General features: G+C 70.3%; 14 protein-coding genes. 9 read left to right on the top strand and 5 right to left on the bottom strand.

Annotated elements, in window-relative coordinates; all coding sequences use genetic code 11:
* Positions 1-152: 152 nt before the first annotated feature.
* Together GAS53_RS48445 and GAS53_RS48440 are read right to left on the bottom strand one after the other, a co-directional pair.
* On the bottom strand, positions 153-848 hold the full coding sequence (locus tag GAS53_RS48445) for a response regulator (protein WP_151484172.1): 696 nt from the start codon (positions 846-848) through the stop codon (positions 153-155).
* Positions 845-2587 (bottom strand): sensor histidine kinase, encoded by a 1743-nt coding sequence (locus GAS53_RS48440; RefSeq protein ID WP_151484171.1) that lies wholly within the window; start codon positions 2585-2587, stop codon positions 845-847. The genes GAS53_RS48445 and GAS53_RS48440 overlap by 4 nt, the downstream gene beginning before the upstream one ends.
* Positions 2588-2700: 113 nt before the next feature.
* On the opposite strand from GAS53_RS48440, the gene GAS53_RS48435 reads away from it, so the two are divergent.
* Positions 2701-4122 (top strand): cation:dicarboxylate symporter family transporter, encoded by a 1422-nt coding sequence (locus GAS53_RS48435; protein ID WP_404829428.1) that lies wholly within the window; start codon positions 2701-2703, stop codon positions 4120-4122.
* A gap of 387 nt (positions 4123-4509) precedes the next feature.
* On the opposite strand, the gene GAS53_RS48430 is transcribed toward GAS53_RS48435, so the two are convergent.
* The gene (locus GAS53_RS48430; protein WP_151484169.1) at positions 4510-4989 is read right to left on the bottom strand and encodes a MarR family winged helix-turn-helix transcriptional regulator; all 480 of its coding nucleotides are present in this window, start codon (positions 4987-4989) and stop codon (positions 4510-4512) included.
* Positions 4990-5093: 104 nt separating this feature from the next.
* Here GAS53_RS48430 and GAS53_RS48425 point away from each other — a divergent pair, with 104 nt between their 5' ends.
* The 3 genes from GAS53_RS48425 to GAS53_RS48415 all read left to right on the top strand — a co-directional run bounded on the left by GAS53_RS48425 (position 5094) and on the right by GAS53_RS48415 (position 8415).
* Positions 5094-5732, top strand: a complete 639-nt coding sequence (locus tag GAS53_RS48425; protein WP_151484189.1) for a maleylpyruvate isomerase family mycothiol-dependent enzyme — start codon at positions 5094-5096, stop codon at positions 5730-5732.
* 150 nt (positions 5733-5882) lie between these two features.
* Positions 5883-6764, top strand: a complete 882-nt coding sequence (locus tag GAS53_RS48420; RefSeq protein WP_151484168.1) for an NAD(P)-dependent oxidoreductase — start codon at positions 5883-5885, stop codon at positions 6762-6764.
* Positions 6765-6894: 130 nt separating this feature from the next.
* The gene (locus tag GAS53_RS48415) at positions 6895-8415 is read left to right on the top strand and encodes an AAA family ATPase (protein ID WP_151484167.1); all 1521 of its coding nucleotides are present in this window, start codon (positions 6895-6897) and stop codon (positions 8413-8415) included.
* Positions 8416-8481: 66 nt separating this feature from the next.
* Here GAS53_RS48415 and GAS53_RS48410 read toward each other — a convergent pair whose 3' ends face one another.
* Positions 8482-9375: an aldo/keto reductase gene (locus GAS53_RS48410; RefSeq protein ID WP_151484166.1), complete on the bottom strand. Its 894-nt coding sequence runs from the start codon at positions 9373-9375 to the stop codon at positions 8482-8484.
* Position 9376: 1 nt separating this feature from the next.
* On the bottom strand, positions 9377-10300 hold the full coding sequence (locus GAS53_RS48405) for an NAD-dependent epimerase/dehydratase family protein (protein ID WP_151484165.1): 924 nt from the start codon (positions 10298-10300) through the stop codon (positions 9377-9379).
* 65 nt (positions 10301-10365) lie between these two features.
* On the opposite strand from GAS53_RS48405, the gene GAS53_RS48400 reads away from it, so the two are divergent.
* The 5 genes from GAS53_RS48400 to GAS53_RS48380 all read left to right on the top strand — a co-directional run bounded on the left by GAS53_RS48400 (position 10366) and on the right by GAS53_RS48380 (position 15729).
* Complete coding sequence (locus GAS53_RS48400) at positions 10366-10887, top strand: Lrp/AsnC family transcriptional regulator (protein WP_404829427.1); 522 nt, start codon at positions 10366-10368, stop codon at positions 10885-10887.
* A gap of 29 nt (positions 10888-10916) precedes the next feature.
* Positions 10917-11345: a MerR family transcriptional regulator gene (locus tag GAS53_RS48395; RefSeq protein WP_151484164.1), complete on the top strand. Its 429-nt coding sequence runs from the start codon at positions 10917-10919 to the stop codon at positions 11343-11345.
* Positions 11342-11674, top strand: a complete 333-nt coding sequence (locus GAS53_RS48390) for a thioredoxin family protein (RefSeq protein ID WP_318724235.1) — start codon at positions 11342-11344, stop codon at positions 11672-11674. Before GAS53_RS48395 ends, GAS53_RS48390 begins: the two co-directional genes overlap by 4 nt.
* Before the next feature lie 208 nt (positions 11675-11882).
* Positions 11883-14132, top strand: a complete 2250-nt coding sequence (locus GAS53_RS48385; protein WP_225859589.1) for a HelD family protein — start codon at positions 11883-11885, stop codon at positions 14130-14132.
* A gap of 178 nt (positions 14133-14310) precedes the next feature.
* The gene (locus tag GAS53_RS48380; RefSeq protein WP_151484162.1) at positions 14311-15729 is read left to right on the top strand and encodes a cytochrome P450 family protein; all 1419 of its coding nucleotides are present in this window, start codon (positions 14311-14313) and stop codon (positions 15727-15729) included.
* The last annotated feature ends 116 nt before the right edge of the window (positions 15730-15845 follow it).

Genomic DNA, 15845 nt, shown 5'->3' with positions numbered 1-15845 from the left:
GACCGGTACGGCTCGGGCCGGACCCTCCACGCTCTCGCGTCCGCCACGAAATCCTCGACCGCCCTGCCCAGTCCCTCTGGTGCCAGGCTGCCGAAGCCTTCACCCGCGCAGGCGCCTCCGACGAAGCCGCCCGAGCCGAAGAGCAGCCCGCGTCACTGCGTCTTCACCCATCGATACTGCAGCTCCGGCCGCCCCACCTGCCCGTACTGAGGGCTGCGTCCCGCCCGCCCCGCGTCCACCAGGTGCTCCAGATACCGCCGGGCCGTGATCCGAGAGATCCCCACGGCCTCGGCGACGCCCGTCGCGGTCAGCCCCTCCTCGGAGTCCCTCAGCGCCCGGGTGACCCGCTCCAGCGTGGGGGCGCTCAACCCTTTGGGCAGGGCCGCGGGCCCGGGAGCCCGGAGCGTGGCGAGGGCCCGGTCGACCTCGTCCTGGCCACTGGCCTCGCCGGCCGACGCGTGGAACTCGGCGTAGCGGACGAGCCGGTCCCGGAGGGTGGCGAAGGTGAAGGGCTTCAACACGTACTGGACCACGCCCAGCGACACTCCCTCCCGCACCACCGTGAGATCCCGCGCGGACGTCACCGCTATGACGTCCGCGTGATAGCCGGCCGCACGGAGTGAGCGGGCCAGCTGCAATCCGTGTACGTCCGGCAGGTGGAGGTCGAGAAGGAGGAGATCCACCGGCATGCGGTCCAGCGCCCGCCGGGCCTCCGCGCCCGTGTGTGCCTTGCCGACCGCGGTGAATCCGGGCACCCGCCCCACGTACAGGACATGCGCGTCCGCCGCGACGGGGTCGTCCTCGACGACCAGGACGCGGATGTCCCGGGAGGGGGAAGGCGTGCTCATACGGTGCCTCCGTGCGGCGTCGGCTCGGGCTCACGCGTGAGTCCGGGGCCGCGCTCGGCATCCCGACCGGCGGCGCCCTCGGACTCGGGCCCGGTGTCGCGTACGGACTCGGGCCCGGCGTGGACCTTAGTCCCGCCCCGCCCAGCCGTCGGCAGCGGCAGCCTTACCTCGAACGACGCGCCGCCGCCCGCGGCCTCCGCCACCGTCAGCGTTCCGTCGTGGCGGGCCACGGCCTGCTGTACGAGGGCCAGGCCGAGCCCCCTGCCGCCGGGCCCGGAGGGCTTCGTGGACCAGCCGCGCTGGAAGACCGCCTCCGCGTGGGCCGGGTCCACGCCCGACCCGGTGTCGGAGACGCGCAGGACCAGGCCCTCGGAGTCCGCGAACGCCGTGACCGTGACCCGGGCGCCCACCGAGCCCTGCGCCGCGTCCACGGCGTTGTCGATCAGGTTGCCGAGGACGGTCACCAGGTCACGGGCGGGGAGGGACTCCGGGAGCAGGCCGTCGTCGATGCAGCTGTCCTCGGAGACGACGAGTTCGACGCCGCGCTCGTTCGCCTGGGCCGTCTTGCCCAGGAGCAGGGCGGCGAGGACGGGTTCGCTGACGGCCGCGACGACCTGGTCGGTGAGGGCCTGGGCCAGTTCCAGCTCGGCCGTGGCGAAGTCGACGGCCTCCTCGGCCCGGCCCAGTTCGATCAGGGAGACGACGGTGTGGAGGCGGTTCGCGGCCTCGTGGGCCTGCGAGCGCAGCGCCGTGGTGAAGCCGCGCTCGGAGTCCAACTCGCCCATCAGGGACTGGAGTTCGGTCACATCGCGTAGGGTCACCACCGTGCCCCGGCGCTCGCCGCCCGACACCGGCGAGGTGTTCACGACGAGCACCCGCGACTCGGTGAGATGCACCTCGTCCACGCGCGGCTCCCCGGACAGCAGCGCTCCCGTCAGCGGGGTCGGCAGCCCGAGGTCGGCCACCGAGCGGCCCACCACGTCGTCGGTCACACCGAGCAGCTCGCGCCCGCCGTCGTTGATCAGCGCCACCCGGAACTGGCCGTCCAGCATCAGCAGCCCCTCGCGCACGGCGTGCAGCGCGGCCTCGTGGTAGTCGTGCATCCGGCTCAGCTCGGCCGCGTTCATCCCGTGGGTGGAGCGGCGCAGCCGTGCGTTGATGACGTACGTGCCGACGGCGCCCAGCGCCAGGGCGGCGGCCGCGACGCCGAGCAGGGCCTGCACCTGGCCCTCGACCCGCTCACTGATCTCGTCGACCTTGATGCCCGCGCTGACCAGGCCGACGATGCGGCCGTTGTCGTATATCGGCGTGACGGCACGGACGGACTCGCCGAGGGTGCCGGTGTACACCTCCGTGAAGGGCTCGCCGAGGAGGGCACGCTGCGTGTGGCCCAGGAAGCGCTTGCCGATCAGCTTCTCGTTGGGGTGGGTCCAGCGGATGGCGTCGGTGTTCATGATCGTGACGAAGTCGACGTGCGCGTGGCGCTGCACCGCCGTCGCGTACGGCTGCAGCGTCTTCGTCGGGTCCGCGGTGCGGATGGCCTCCCGTACGGAAGGGGCGTCCGCGACCGACTGGGCCACGCCCAGGGCCTGGCGGCCCGCGGCATCCTCCGCCTGACTGCGGTCGCTGACGTACGTGAACAGGGCGTATCCCGCGACCACGACGGCGACGAGCACGGCCTGCATGGCGAAGAGCTGGCCGGCCAGGCTGCGCGGTCGGGGAACGCGGGGGAAACGCATGGAAACAGTCTGCCTCTACTGATAAGCGCGAACTAAATGAACGGAAGGGTGACCGCCCTCACAGGGCGGGAGATAGTCACCGCAACCCCCGGACGTGAGCCGCACGCCGGATGATGCCGACGACGTCGTCAAGGAGGGCAGCCGTGACCAGTAAGTCTGATACGGCACCTACCGCTCCCGCTGCCAAGCGGGACCGCACCCACTACCTGTACATCGCGGTGATTGTCGCCGTTGCCGCCGGCATCGCCGTGGGCCTGATCGCCCCCGATTTCGCGGTCGAGCTGAAGCCGATCGGTACCGGCTTCGTGAACCTGATCAAGATGATGATCTCGCCGATCATCTTCTGCACGATCGTGCTGGGCATCGGCTCGGTACGCAAGGCCGCGAAGGTCGGCGCGGTGGGCGGTATCGCGCTCGCCTACTTCACGGTCATGTCGCTGGTCGCCCTCGGAATCGGCCTGATCGTCGGCAACATCCTGGAGCCGGGTACGGGCCTGGCGGTGACCGACGCGATCAAGGACGCGGGTCATGCGCAGGTGACCGAGGCCAAGAACACCGAGGAGTTCCTGCTCGGGATCATCCCGACGACGATCGTCTCCGCCTTCACCGGCGGCGAGGTCCTGCAGACGCTGCTCGTCGCGCTGCTCGCCGGGTTCGCGCTGCAGGCCATGGGCTCGTCCGGTGCGCCGATCCTGCGGGGCGTGGAGCACATCCAGCGCCTCGTCTTCCGCATCCTCGCGATGGTGATGTGGGCGGCGCCCATCGGTGCCTTCGGCGCGATCGCGGCGGTGACGGGTTCGGCGGGTGTCGACGCCCTGAAGAGCCTCGCCGTGCTGATGCTCGGCTTCTACGCCACCTGTTTCCTGTTCGTCGGCATCGTGCTCGGCGCGCTGCTGCGCATCGTCTCGGGCCTCAACATCCTCACACTCTTCAAGTACCTGGGCCGTGAGTTCCTGCTGATCCTGTCGACCTCCTCCTCCGAGTCCGCGCTGCCGCGGCTCATCGCGAAGATGGAGCACCTGGGCGTCAGCAAGCCCGTCGTCGGCATCACCGTTCCGACCGGGTACTCCTTCAACCTCGACGGCACCATGATCTACATGACCATGGCCTCGCTGTTCATCGCCGACGCCATGGGTACGCCGATGTCGATCGGTGAGCAGATTCCGCTGCTCCTCTTCCTGCTGGTCGCCTCCAAGGGCGCGGCGGGTGTCACCGGCGCCGGTCTCGCCACGCTGGCGGGTGGGCTCCAGTCCCACAAGCCCGCGCTGGTGGACGGCATCGGCCTCATCGTCGGCATCGACCGCTTCATGAGCGAGGCCCGCGCGCTGACGAACTTCGCCGGCAACGCCGTCGCCACCGTCCTCATCGGTACGTGGACCAAGGAGATCGACAAGGATCGTGTCGACCAGGTGCTCGCCGGGCAGCTGCCCTTCGACGAGACGACGCTCCTGGACGACGCTCATGACACCGCCTCCGCCTCCACGTCGGCGGTGGTCCCGGACCAGCCGGGTGACAAGACCCTGACGAAGGCCTAGGACCGGGGCCTCGGGGTCTGGGCATGGGCCCAGACCTGGAGGCCACAAAACTCCGGGCGGCTGGGTGGTTCCCCCGTCGCTCAGCCGCCCGGTCATCACACTCGACCCCGTTCACCGCCTTCGGCGGTTGGGCGGGGTTGGGTTGTTTTGGGCAGGTTTCGGTTGTTGTGTGGGTGCGGGTGGGTGGGGGCTGGTCGCGCAGTTCCCCGCGCCCCTGAAGGGCGCGCCTGCCGCCGGTTGGGATTCGATCCGCCACGTGGCTGGTGGCCTGGGGAGAGGGCGCCCCTTGAGGGGCGCGGGGCTGTATCAATGTGCGGCTCCGCCGCGGGGGCGCGACAAGCCCCCACCGGCCCGCGGTGAACACACCGGCCCGCATCCGAAGCCGCTCTACCCCCGGGGGGCCGCGTACGGGTCCGTGATCTCCCGCAGCAGCGTCAGCGCCTGACGCAGTTGGGTCATGCGCCGCTTGCCGAGGTGGGCCTCCCACTCGGCCTCCACGTCGGCGACGACCGCGTCGGCGACCTCCTTGGCCGCCCAGGCCTTCTCCGCCCCGCACACCAGCCGGGCCCGCCTGTCGGTCGGATCCGGCACCCGCTTCACATAGCCGGCCTTCTCCAGCTGATCCACCAGGAAGCCCGCGGTCTGCTTGGTGACCTGGGCCTGCTCGGCCAGCTCGGTCAGCCGTGTCCCGTGCGGCCCGATGCGCTGCATGACCCGGGCCTGGGCGGGCGTGAAGTCGTCGAAGCCGGCCTCGGCGAGCGCGGCGAAGACGCGGTTCTCCAGAGCCCGGTACGGGATGAAGAGCAGCACCCCCGTGTTGATCTCGCGCTCGGCCCCGCGCCCCGCGGCACCGCCCTCCGCCACCATGGCCGACACCCCTCGCTCTCGGTTCCCACTCGCTTCCCAATGGCTTGACATTGGTCAGAGTCTCTGACTAATTTGGTCAGAGAAGCTTACCACTTGAGTAGGTGGTGATTCCCGTGGGCGTCGTACTGGGCACGGACGAGCGCTGGCAGATCGTCGACCGCGAGCGCGCGAGCCTGGCGGACCTGCTGGAGGGGCTCGGCCCCGAGGAGTGGGAGAAGCCCACGCGGTGCGGCGACTGGCGGGTGCGGGACGTCGCCGCACATCTGACCATGGCGGCGCGACTCCCCTATGGGACCGCCGTACGGGAGTTCGTCCGCGCCCGCGGGAACGTCGACCGCATGATCCACGACACCGCGGTCCGCGAGGCCGAAGTGCCCGTCACGGACATCGTCGCGAACCTCCGCTCGATCATCGGCTCCCGCCGGCTCGCGCCCAGCACGACGCCCCGCGAGCCGCTGCTCGACATCCTCGTCCACGGCCAGGACATCGCGCTGGCGCTGGGCCGAGAGCGCGCCATGCCGGCCGAGGCGGCCCGTGACGCCGCCGACCGGGTGTGGACGATGCGGTTCCCGCCCAGGCCGTGGCCCCTGCCGCACGCCCGGCTGGTCGCCACCGACATCGAGTGGACGCGCGGGGAGGGTGAGGAGGTCAGCGGCCCGATTTCGGCACTGCTTCTCCTCCTCACGGGCCGTAGGGAAGCGGCGGCGCCGCGGCTCAACGGGGCCGTGCCGATCGCCGACTGAGCCTCCTGAGATGCCGATGCCGATGCCGGTGTCGATGGTGATGCCGATGCCGCCACGGTGGCTGCGCCCTTCCTTGCTTACCTTTCGCTCAGTACCTGACCAAATAGTGCGTACTTGTGGCGAGTTGGGCGTGCGACCAGCATGGTCCATATGACAAATGACCTTGAAAAGACCCCCGTTACCGTCCTCGGTCTGGGCGCCATGGGCCAGGCCCTCGCAGCGGCGTTCCTGAAGGCGGGGCATCCCACCACCGTCTGGAATCGTTCGGCGGGTAAGGGCGACGAGCTGGTCGCCCGAGGCGCGGTCCAGGCCGGGAGCGCGAGCGAGGCCGTCCGCGCCTCCGAATTGGTCGTCGTCTGCGTGGTCGACTACGACGCGGCCCAGGCCGTCCTCGACTCCGTCGCCGACGAGCTGCCCGGCCGGGTGCTGGTCAACCTCACCTCGGACACCCCGGAGCGCTCCCGTACCACCGCCGCCTGGGCGAACGAGCGCGGTATCGACTACCTCGACGGCTCGATCATGGTGCCGATCGAGTTGATCGGACAGCCCGAGGCGCTGATCTTCTACAGCGGTCCGCGGGCCGCGTACGACAAGTACGAGCCGGCGCTCAAGGCGCTGGGCGGGAAGCCCGCCCACCTCGGCGAGGACCAAGGACTCGCCGCCGTCTACGACTTGGCGCTGCTCGACTACTTCTACGGGTCCATCGCCGGACTGGTGCACGCGTTCGCGCTCGCCGGGGCCGACGGGGTGCGCGCGGCGGATCTCGCCCCGTACCTGAACACCATCACCGGCTTCATGCCGTCCCTCGCCGCCGAAGCCGCACGGCACATCGATGCCGGCAGCCACCCGGGCGACGCCGCCAACCTCGGCATGATGGCGTCCGGCGTGGGCCACGTCCTGAAGTGGGCAGAACACCGAGGTCTCGACGTGAGCACCCTCCGCCCGATCAAGGAGGTCTACGACAAGACCGTCGCCCGCGGCCACGCCGCCGACAGCTGGACGAGCACGATCGAGGTCGTACGGGGCGACTGAACCCCGCGTACGCGAAGTCACCCTTCGCGAAGTCGCCCTATGGGGACACATTGCGCAAATCCTTTGACCTGCCCCTGAGTTCGGGCCCACGCTGTGAGACCACAGCGCGCCACGACGCACGGGGGCAGGTATGGGTGGCGAGACCGAGATCATCAGCAACGAGGAGTACGAGGACCGGGCGGCGGCCGCGCACCCGGGGGCACCGCTCTCGCTCGACCGGGTCAGCGAGCTGTTCCACGAGTTCCTGGAAGCGGTCGCCCGGCCGAAGCACGAGGTCGGCGACGGCCGCAACCTCGCCGAGCGGATGCGCGCCCACCTAGGCTCCGCGCCCGGTGACCAGCCGGTGGTCAAGGCCGCGTACGCCCCGTACGACCTGCCCAATGTGCATCTGGCGGTGGAGCGCTGGTTCGAGGCGGTCGAGGGGCGTTCGTACGAGCTGATCGGCATGCGCGGGTCCACCCATCACGGTGACCTGACCCTCGGCGAGATCCTCGAATCCGCGGACCGCTACAACCGGTTCGTGATCGGGGCGGTCGACTACGCGCATCTGCCCGTGTCTCCGGACGACGAACTCGCCTGTGTCTCCTTCGGGTTCTACCTGGGGCGGGAGGGCGAGGACCGGTTCGCGCTGCTGCTGCGCGGGCCCGCGGACGAGTACGGGCGCGACAAGGTCGAGATCGAAGTGCTCGCCGAGGAAAGGGAGTTCGCGGTCCGGCTGCTGGACGAGATCAACGTACTGGTCCGCGAGCTCAACATCTTCCGCGGGCAGATCCTGTCCTTCGAGGGTTCGGAGTTCGGTGAAGGGCTCGGACCGTTCCGCTTCCATCGCCGGCCCGCGCTCACCCGCGACGACATCGTGCTGCCGACCGGTCTCCTCGAGAGGGTGGAACGGCAGGTCGCCGGTGTGGCCCGCCGCCGCGAACGCCTCCGCGCGGCCGGCCAGCACCTGCGCCGCGGCCTCCTCCTGTACGGGCCGCCGGGCACCGGCAAGACCCATACCATCCGCTATCTCCTCTCCCACCTCCCGGAGTTCACGGTCGTCGTCCTCGCCGGAACGAGCATCGGCGCCATCGGGCCGGCCTGCGCGCTCGCCCGGATGCTCCAGCCCGCGCTCGTGGTCCTGGAGGACTGCGATCTGATCGCCGAGGCCCGTGACTACGGGGGCGGCGAACAGCCCCTGCTCTTCCAGGTGTTGAACGAGATGGACGGTCTCGGCGACGACACGGACGTGGCCTTCCTCCTCACCACCAACCGCGCCGACCTGCTGGAGCCGGCGCTCGTCCAGCGCCCCGGCCGGGTCGACCTGGCGGTCGAGATCCCCCTCCCGGACGCGGAGGGCCGTGCTCGCCTCCTCGGCCTGTACGGCTCGCAGCTCGATCTCGGCAAGGAGCTCACCGAGGAGGTCGTGGCCCGTACGGAGGGCACGACGGCCTCCTTCACGAAGGAGCTCGTACGCCGGGCCGTCCTCGTCTCCGCGGAGCGGGAGGCTGAGCGGACGGAGGCGGAGGATGTACGGGCCGCGGTGGACGAGCTGCTGTCCGACCGCGACCGGTTGACGCGGCGGCTGCTCGGGGTACGGGATCCCGACGAGGACGATGCCGAGGATGGGGACGCCGACGATGAGGGTTGGCTGCCCGCCGGTGGGGGCTGAGCGCGCCCCGCGGCGGAGCCGCACATTGATACAGCCCCGCGCCCCTAAAGGGGCGCCCCTGCCCGCCTAGTCGTTCAGCCGCGCCAGTTCCTCCGGTGTCAGGCGCAGATCCGCCGCGCCCGCCGAGTCCCGTATCGTCTGCGGTCGGCTGGCGCCCGGGATCGGGACGATCGCGGGCGAGCGGGCCAACAGCCAGGCCAGGCAGACCTGTTGAGGGCTGACGCCCCGCTCGCGGGCCACGGCATGGAAGGCCTCGAACCTGTCGGGGACCTCGGACGTCATCCGCGACGGGCCGTCCAGCGAACTCCGCGATATCCCGCCCAGCGGACTCCACGGCAGGAAGGCGATGCCCAGCTCGGCGCAGAGCCGCAGTTCGGGCTCGCTGTCGCGGACGGCGGGGGAGTACCGGTTCTGGACCGAGACCAGCCGGTCGCCGAGCACGGCGTGGGCCCGGCGGATCTGGTCGGTGTCCGTGTTGGAGATGCCGGCGTAACGGATCTTGCCCTCGTCGAGCAGTTCGCGCAGGGCGCCCACCGAGTCCTCGAAGGGAACGGCCGGGTCGGGCTTGTGGAGCTGGTAGAGGCCGATCGCCTCCACCCCGAGCCGCTTGAGCGAGGCCTCCGCCGCAGACTTCAGGTGGCGCGGCGAGCCCGTCACCGTCCAGCTGCCGTCGGCCGGTCTGCCGCGGCCGCCCTTCGTGGTCACCAGGACGTCGGCCGTGTCGCCGCCGTACGTCGCGAGGGCGCGGGCCACGAGACGTTCGTTGTGACCGGGTCCGTCACCGGGCAGGTGGTACGAGTCCGCCGTGTCCAGCAGTGTGACGCCCGCGTCCAGCGCGGCGTGCACGGTGGCCAGGGCCCGCGTCTCATCAGGGCGGCCCTCGATGGAGAGTGGCATCGCACCGAGCCCGATCGCGCTCACGCGGAGACTCCGGGACTGGCCAAGTGTGCGGTAACGCATGTCAGTTGGCCTCTCCGAGCGTCTCGGTCACGGCCTGCGGCAGCCATTCCCGCGCCTTGCCGAAGGTGAAACCGAGCCGCGTGGCCCGGCTGTTGTCCATCCCGTACGAGCGCGCGAAGGAGAACGGCGAGAACTCCCCGACCTCGACGGTCTGGAACACCGTCTTTCCGCCGGGGATGCGCGCGGCCAGCGCCTGGCACAACTCCTCGGTGCTGAGCAGCCCGTGGGACGCGGCGTTCACCGGCCCGGTGAATTCCTCACCCGCCGCCCATGCGAGGAAGTCGGCGATCTCCTCGACGTGGATGTAAGTGGCGGGATGGTTCACGGCGGGTACGGCGATCGCCTCGCCGGTGCGGATCCGCTCGGCGTAGTGGTCGAACCGCCCCGTGAAGTCGTCGTCCCCGCCCAGCACATGGGCCACCCGCACGGCGACGTACGGAAACTCGGGGTCGGCCGCGAGGACAGCCTCGGCCTGCCGCTTGCCCTCGCCGTAGTGGGTGTCGAGGAACTCCGGATCGTCCCAGGGGAGTTCGAGGTCGACAGGGACCGTACGAGGGTTCACGGAGTCCTCCCGTACGAGCTCCGCCGAGTCCTCGTACTCGTACACCTCGACCGTCGAGGTCATGACGTACCGTCGCGTGCGTCCCGCGAAGACGCGTCGCGCGATCTCCGCCTGACGCGGCGTGTAGCAGACCTGGTCGATGACGACATCGAAGGTTCGTGAGCCCAGCGCCCGCTCGAGGGACTTCTCGTCATTGCGGTCGGCGACGAGGTGAATTGCTCCCTCGGGCGGTGCCGACGAGCCGCGATTGATGACCGTGACCTTGTCTCCCGCGGAAATCAGCCGGGCAGTCAGCCGCTTGCCGAAATACCGGCTTCCGCCAATGACGCACACCTCACGCACGGTGCTCCTCCGTAATGCCATTCATCGTGATCCCGCCCTGTGGTCATAATTCTCGCGGGGTACGAGCAAGCTCTGAAGGGGAAGTCATGGGAGATCCGGCCGCGGCACCGAAAGAACCACGGCATCTGCGAGCCGCCGCCAACGAAACGTCGGTGGGCTTCGACGCGCTGGACCGGCAGATCCTGGAGCTGCTGCAGACCGACGGCCGGATCAAGCTCAGCGAACTGGGCCGCCGGGTCCGGCTGTCCCCGGCGGCCGTCGCCGAACGCGTCCGCCGTCTGGAGTCCGCCGGAGCCATCACCGGTTACGGCGCGCATGTCTCGCCGCCGCGCCTCGGCTACGGCATCCAGGCCTTCATCCGGGTCAACCCGCACGGCGGCTACACCCTCAAACACCCGAGGACCCTGGAACTCCTCGCCCGCCCCGAGATCACCGAGGTCCACCACGTCGTCGGCGAGGACTGCTGGATCCTCAAGGTCGCGGTCCAGGACACCGTCCACCTGGAGGAGGTCCTGGAACAGACCTCGGCACTCGGCCGTACGACGACCTCGATCGTCCTGACGTCCCCGGTGGAGCGGAAGCCGCTGCTGCCGCCGGCGTTGCCTTGACGCCGGGGTCAAGGATTACGTTCGTACGCATGCGAATCGGCGAGCTGGCGGCGCGGGCCGGGACCACCACGCGGACCCTCAGGTACTACGAGTCACGGGGGCTGCTGCCCGCGCGGCGGGGGAGCAACGGCTACCGCACGTACGACGAGGACGATCTGAAGCTGCTGCGGCAGATCAGGACGCTCCAGGACTTCGGGTTCGAGCTGGAGGAGACGCGGCCCTTCGTGGAGTGTCTGCGCGCCGGACACCCGGAGGGTGACTCCTGCCCGGCCTCGCTCGCCGTGTACCGGCGCAAGCTGGGCGAACTCGACGCGCTGATCGGTGAGTTGACGACCGTACGCGCACAGGTCGGCGAGCAGTTGGCGCGGGCCGAGCGGGCGATGGGCGAGCTGGCGGCCGAGGCGGAGGTTCCGGGTGGCCCGGAACCCGTGTGCGAGCTGGGAAGGCGGACGCAGTGATCAAGGCAAAGGGTGTGGCCGAGGTGACGGACGGGAACTTCGAGGCGGAGGTGATCGGGGCAGACCTGCCCGTGCTGGTGGAGTTCACGGCCGACTGGTGCCCGCCGTGCCGGCAGATCGCGCCGGTGCTGAGCGCCATCGCCTTCGAGGAGGGCGACCGGCTCAAGGTGGTGCAGCTGGACGTGGACACGAATCCGCTGACCACGAACGCGTACGGGGTGCTGTCGATGCCCACGCTGATGGTGTTCCGCGAGGGGCAGCCGGTGAAGTCGATGGTGGGCGCCCGGTCCAAGCGACGGCTGCTGGAGGAGCTGGCCGATGTTGTGTAGGGCCGACATGGTGTAGGTCGTCGGCCGGGACTCGCAGGCCGACAAAAAATCCCCCGCGGCAATTGCCTGCGGGGGATTTCATTGCGTATATTGAATGGTTCGCGACTTCGGTGAAACAGGTCGCGAAGAAGTTCACTAGGCGCAGTATATCCGGCCGGGAGCGGAATTGTCAAACAGGGGATCGCACACAGAATTTACCGACGATGAATTGAGGCACGAGCAGGAATTCATCGACGGGCTGTACGCGCGCGTGGACGCACTGCGCGGCGTCACGGAGGCATCCGTCGTGGACGCCCTCGGTCAGGGCAGCACGCCCATGCAGGCCCGGCTCGAACGGGACGTACTCGTCGCCGAGCGCTCGGGGCTGCTCGCCGCGCTGAACGCGGTGGACGGCTCGCTCTGCTTCGGCCGTATCGACCTCTCCACCGGACTCATCCACCACATCGGCCGCATCGGCATCCGCGCCGACGACACCGAGCACACCCCGATCCTGATCGACTGGCGGGCCCCGGTCGCCCGTCCCTTCTATCTCGCCACCGGCCACACGCCGATGGGCCTGCGCCGCCGCCGGCACATCACCACCGAGGGCCGCGACGTCACGGCCCTGCACGACGAGATCCTCGACCTGGGGGATCAGGAGCGCACGGGGCACGAGGACCCGACGGGTGACGCCGTGCTGCTCGCCGCCCTCAACTCCGCGCGCACCGGCCGCATGAGCGACATCGTGCAGACCATCCAGGCCGAGCAGGACCGCATCATCCGCGCCCCGCACCGCGGCGTGCTGGTGGTGGAGGGCGGCCCCGGCACGGGCAAGACGGCGGTGGCGCTGCACCGGGCGGCCTATCTCCTCTACGAACACCGGGAGTTGCTCGCCAAGCGTGCCGTCCTGATCGTCGGCCCGAACCCGGCGTTCCTCGGCTACATCGGCGAGGTCCTGCCCTCGCTCGGCGAGACCGGCGTGCTGCTCGCGACCGTCGGCGAGCTGTATCCCGGCGTGAAGGCGACGGCGACGGACACCCCCGAGGCGGCCGCCGTGAAGGGCCGCGCCGACATGGCCGACGTCCTCGCCGCCGTCGTAAGCGACCGGCAGGCGCTGCCCGACCCGGTGATCGCCATCGAGCACGACCGGGACATCCTGATGCTCGACGCCGATCTCGTACGCGTCGCCCGCGAGCGCACACGCGAGGCGAAGCTGCCGCACAACGTCGCCCGCGAGCACTTCGAGGGCCACATCCTCAACACCCTCACCGACATGCTCGCCGAGCGGATCGGCACGGACCCCTTCGACGGTACGAACCTGCTCGACCCCAGCGACATCACGCAGATCCGCGAAGAACTGTCCGAGAACCACGAAGTCTGGTCCGCCATCGACCAGTTGTGGCCGCGCATCACCCCGCGGCGGCTGATCGCGGACTTCCTCGCCGAGCCCGACGCGTACCTCTCCGAGGCGGACGCGGACGCCATCCGGCGCCCGGTGACCCGGGCCTGGACCACCGCCGACGTGCCCCTCCTCGACGAGGCCGCCGAGCTCCTCGGCGAGGACGACCGGTTGGCGAGGGCGGCCGCCGAGAAGGAACGAAACCAGCAGGTCGCATACGCGCAGGGCGTGTTGGACGTCTCCTACGCCTCCCGGACGTACGAGTTCGAGGACAAGGAGGACAGCGATCCGGACGCCGGGGAGGTGCTCTCCGCGCACGACATCATCGACGCCGAGCGGATGGCCGAGCGGCACGAGGAGGACGACCACCGCAGCGCCGCCGAACGGGCCGCGGCCGACCGCACCTGGGCGTTCGGGCACATCATCGTCGACGAGGCGCAGGAGCTGTCGCCGATGGCGTGGCGGCTGCTGATGCGCCGCAGTCCCACGCGGTCGATGACGCTGGTCGGCGACCCGGCCCAGACGGCCGACGCGGCGGGCGTCGGTTCCTGGTCCGACATCCTCCACCCCTACGTCGAGGACCGCTGGGAGCACACCCGCCTCGCCGTCAACTACCGCACCCCGTCCGAGATCATGGACGTGGCGGCGGCCGTCCCGCGCGCCGAGAACGCGGACTTCGAGCCGCCGAGTTCGGTGCGGTCGACGGGCGTACGCCCCTCAGTGCGCGAGGCCGCCGGGGCCGCCGACCTGCCCGGCGCCGTGGAGAAGGCGGTCGCGGAGCTGACTCCCGCCGAGGGGCGGCTCGCGGTGATCGCGCCGCGCGATCTGCACGGGGTGCTGGCCGCACGCCTCGACGGGATCACGGCGGGGGAGGAGCCCGATCTGACCCGTACGGTCGTGCTGTTGGACCCTCGGCAGTCGAAGGGGCTGGAATTCGACGCGGTGCTCGTGGTCGAGCCGGCGCGATATGGCACGAGCGATCTCTATGTGGCACTCACCCGGGCCACTCAGGCTCTGGGCATCGTGCACACGGGAGAGCTGCCGAAGGCGCTGGCGGAGGCATTGGTGGAGTCGTTCTGACCTCCGACTGACGGCTGCACGCCGGTCCCGCGCCGGGTCCCGCGCTGGTCCCGCACCCATCCCGCGCCGGTCCCGCACCGGGAAGTAATCACCACATCCTCCGCAGGTATCACCAAGTAGTAACAGTTGGTGTCATGGTTACGGCTCGTACACGTTCGATGCGGTAAGCGTGTTCGCCATGGAACCTCATCCGTTCGGCACGGCCCCGGCCGACAGCCTTCCGCTCGAATCGCTGTCCGTCGAGCCCCTGCTGACGTCGGAGTTCGACGCCGATCCGGGCAGCGTGTACGGGAGGCTGCGGCGCACGTACGGGCCGGTGGCGCCGGTCGGTCTGCTCGGTGTGCCGGTGTGGCTGGTTCTCGACTACCGCGAGGTTCTGGAGGTGCTCCGCAACGAGAGCCAGTGGCGGCGGGACATCCGGTACTGGCGGGCGCGGGCGGAGGGGCGGCTGCCGCACGGGTGGCCGCTGCTCGCCGGGTACGAGGTCCGGCAGACGATGTTCATGGACGACGAGGAGCATCGGGCCGCTCGGCAGACGTACCACACCGCGCTCGGGCCGTTCCAGGACTCGCGCACTCCGCAGGGGTGGGAGCTGCGGTCCGCCGTCGTGGCGTACGCGGACGAGCTGGTCGCCATGCTGGCCGCGGAGTCCGGGGCCGTCGGGTTCGCGGATCTGGCCGCGCAGTACACGCGGCCGTTGCTGCTCATGGTCACGACCCGGTTGTTCGGCTGTCCCGTCGAGCTGGGCGATGAGCTGGTGATGGACCTGTGGCGGATGCTGGACGGAGGGCCGGACGCGGGCCCCGCCACGGGGCGGGCCCTGGCGGCCATGACGCGCCTCGCCGCCCACCGGCGGGCGCTGCCGGGCGACGACCTGACGTCGTACATGCTGCTGGCCGATCCGACCCTCTCCGACGAACAGCTGGGCCGGGAGCTGTTCATGAACGCCGTCTATCTCACCGACATCACCGGCAACATGGTCTGCAACACCCTCCTGGAAGTGCTGCGCGGCAACGCCACCGTCCGGCGGAGCCTGTCGGCCGGGCTGATCGGCGAGACGGTCAACCGGGCCGCGCTCGCCAACACGCCCGTGGCCAACATGTGCTTCCGCTTCGCCGCGCGTGACGTCCGGCTCGGGAACTTCTGGATTCGGGCCGGTGACGTCGTGTCGCCGTCCTCCGCCGCGGCTCATCAGGACCTCATGGCGATCGGGTCCCACATCGTCGACTCCACGGTCAGCACGCGTGCTCACCTGGGCTGGGGTGCCGGGCCGCATCAATGTCCCACCGCTGCCCGTGAGCTGGCCGGCACCATCGTGACCACGGCCGTCGGCCGCATCTTCGAACACTTCACCAAGGTCGAACTCACCCTCCCGCCCGACCAGCTGCCCTGGCGGTCGGGACCGGTGGTGCGGGGGCTGCGCCTCCTTCCGGTCCGCTACGAGCTGAGCGGGAGGAGTCCGGCGGGCCGGCAGTCTGTGGGCGGGAATGGGAGCGGGGTGGCGAGGTCCGATGCCGTGCGTGCGTCCGAGCGTCATGCGCGGGGTTTGCTGGGGGCGTTGCGGCAGTTGATGTTCGGGGGGCGGAAGGGGGATTGATGGGGGTGGGTGGGGAAAACGGCCTGAACGGCCTCGTCCTCAAACGCCGGACGGGCTGAAGATCAGCCCCTCCGGCGTTTGAGGAGCGGGGGTTCGGGGGCTGGCCCCCGACGGGG

It is taken from the genome of Streptomyces albicerus (assembly GCF_008905045.1).
GTDB lineage: Bacteria > Actinomycetota > Actinomycetes > Streptomycetales > Streptomycetaceae > Streptomyces > Streptomyces albicerus.
The sequence above is the reverse complement of the archived record's forward strand: the minus strand, read 5'-3'. Positions and strand labels throughout refer to the sequence as shown.

Coding starts and splice junctions, on each gene's coding strand:
- GAS53_RS48415 (WP_151484167.1), top strand. CDS start 6,895: ATGGGTGGCGAGACCGAGATCATCAGCAACGAGGAGTACGAGGACCGG.
- GAS53_RS48440 (WP_151484171.1), bottom strand. CDS start 2,587: ATGCGTTTCCCCCGCGTTCCCCGACCGCGCAGCCTGGCCGGCCAGCTC.
- GAS53_RS48410 (WP_151484166.1), bottom strand. CDS start 9,375: ATGCGTTACCGCACACTTGGCCAGTCCCGGAGTCTCCGCGTGAGCGCG.
- GAS53_RS48380 (WP_151484162.1), top strand. CDS start 14,311: ATGGAACCTCATCCGTTCGGCACGGCCCCGGCCGACAGCCTTCCGCTC.
- GAS53_RS48400 (WP_404829427.1), top strand. CDS start 10,366: ATGGGAGATCCGGCCGCGGCACCGAAAGAACCACGGCATCTGCGAGCC.
- GAS53_RS48395 (WP_151484164.1), top strand. CDS start 10,917: ATGCGAATCGGCGAGCTGGCGGCGCGGGCCGGGACCACCACGCGGACC.
- GAS53_RS48420 (WP_151484168.1), top strand. CDS start 5,883: ATGACAAATGACCTTGAAAAGACCCCCGTTACCGTCCTCGGTCTGGGC.
- GAS53_RS48445 (WP_151484172.1), bottom strand. CDS start 848: ATGAGCACGCCTTCCCCCTCCCGGGACATCCGCGTCCTGGTCGTCGAG.
- GAS53_RS48430 (WP_151484169.1), bottom strand. CDS start 4,989: ATGGTGGCGGAGGGCGGTGCCGCGGGGCGCGGGGCCGAGCGCGAGATC.
- GAS53_RS48405 (WP_151484165.1), bottom strand. CDS start 10,300: ATGGCATTACGGAGGAGCACCGTGCGTGAGGTGTGCGTCATTGGCGGA.
- GAS53_RS48435 (WP_404829428.1), top strand. CDS start 2,701: ATGCCGACGACGTCGTCAAGGAGGGCAGCCGTGACCAGTAAGTCTGAT.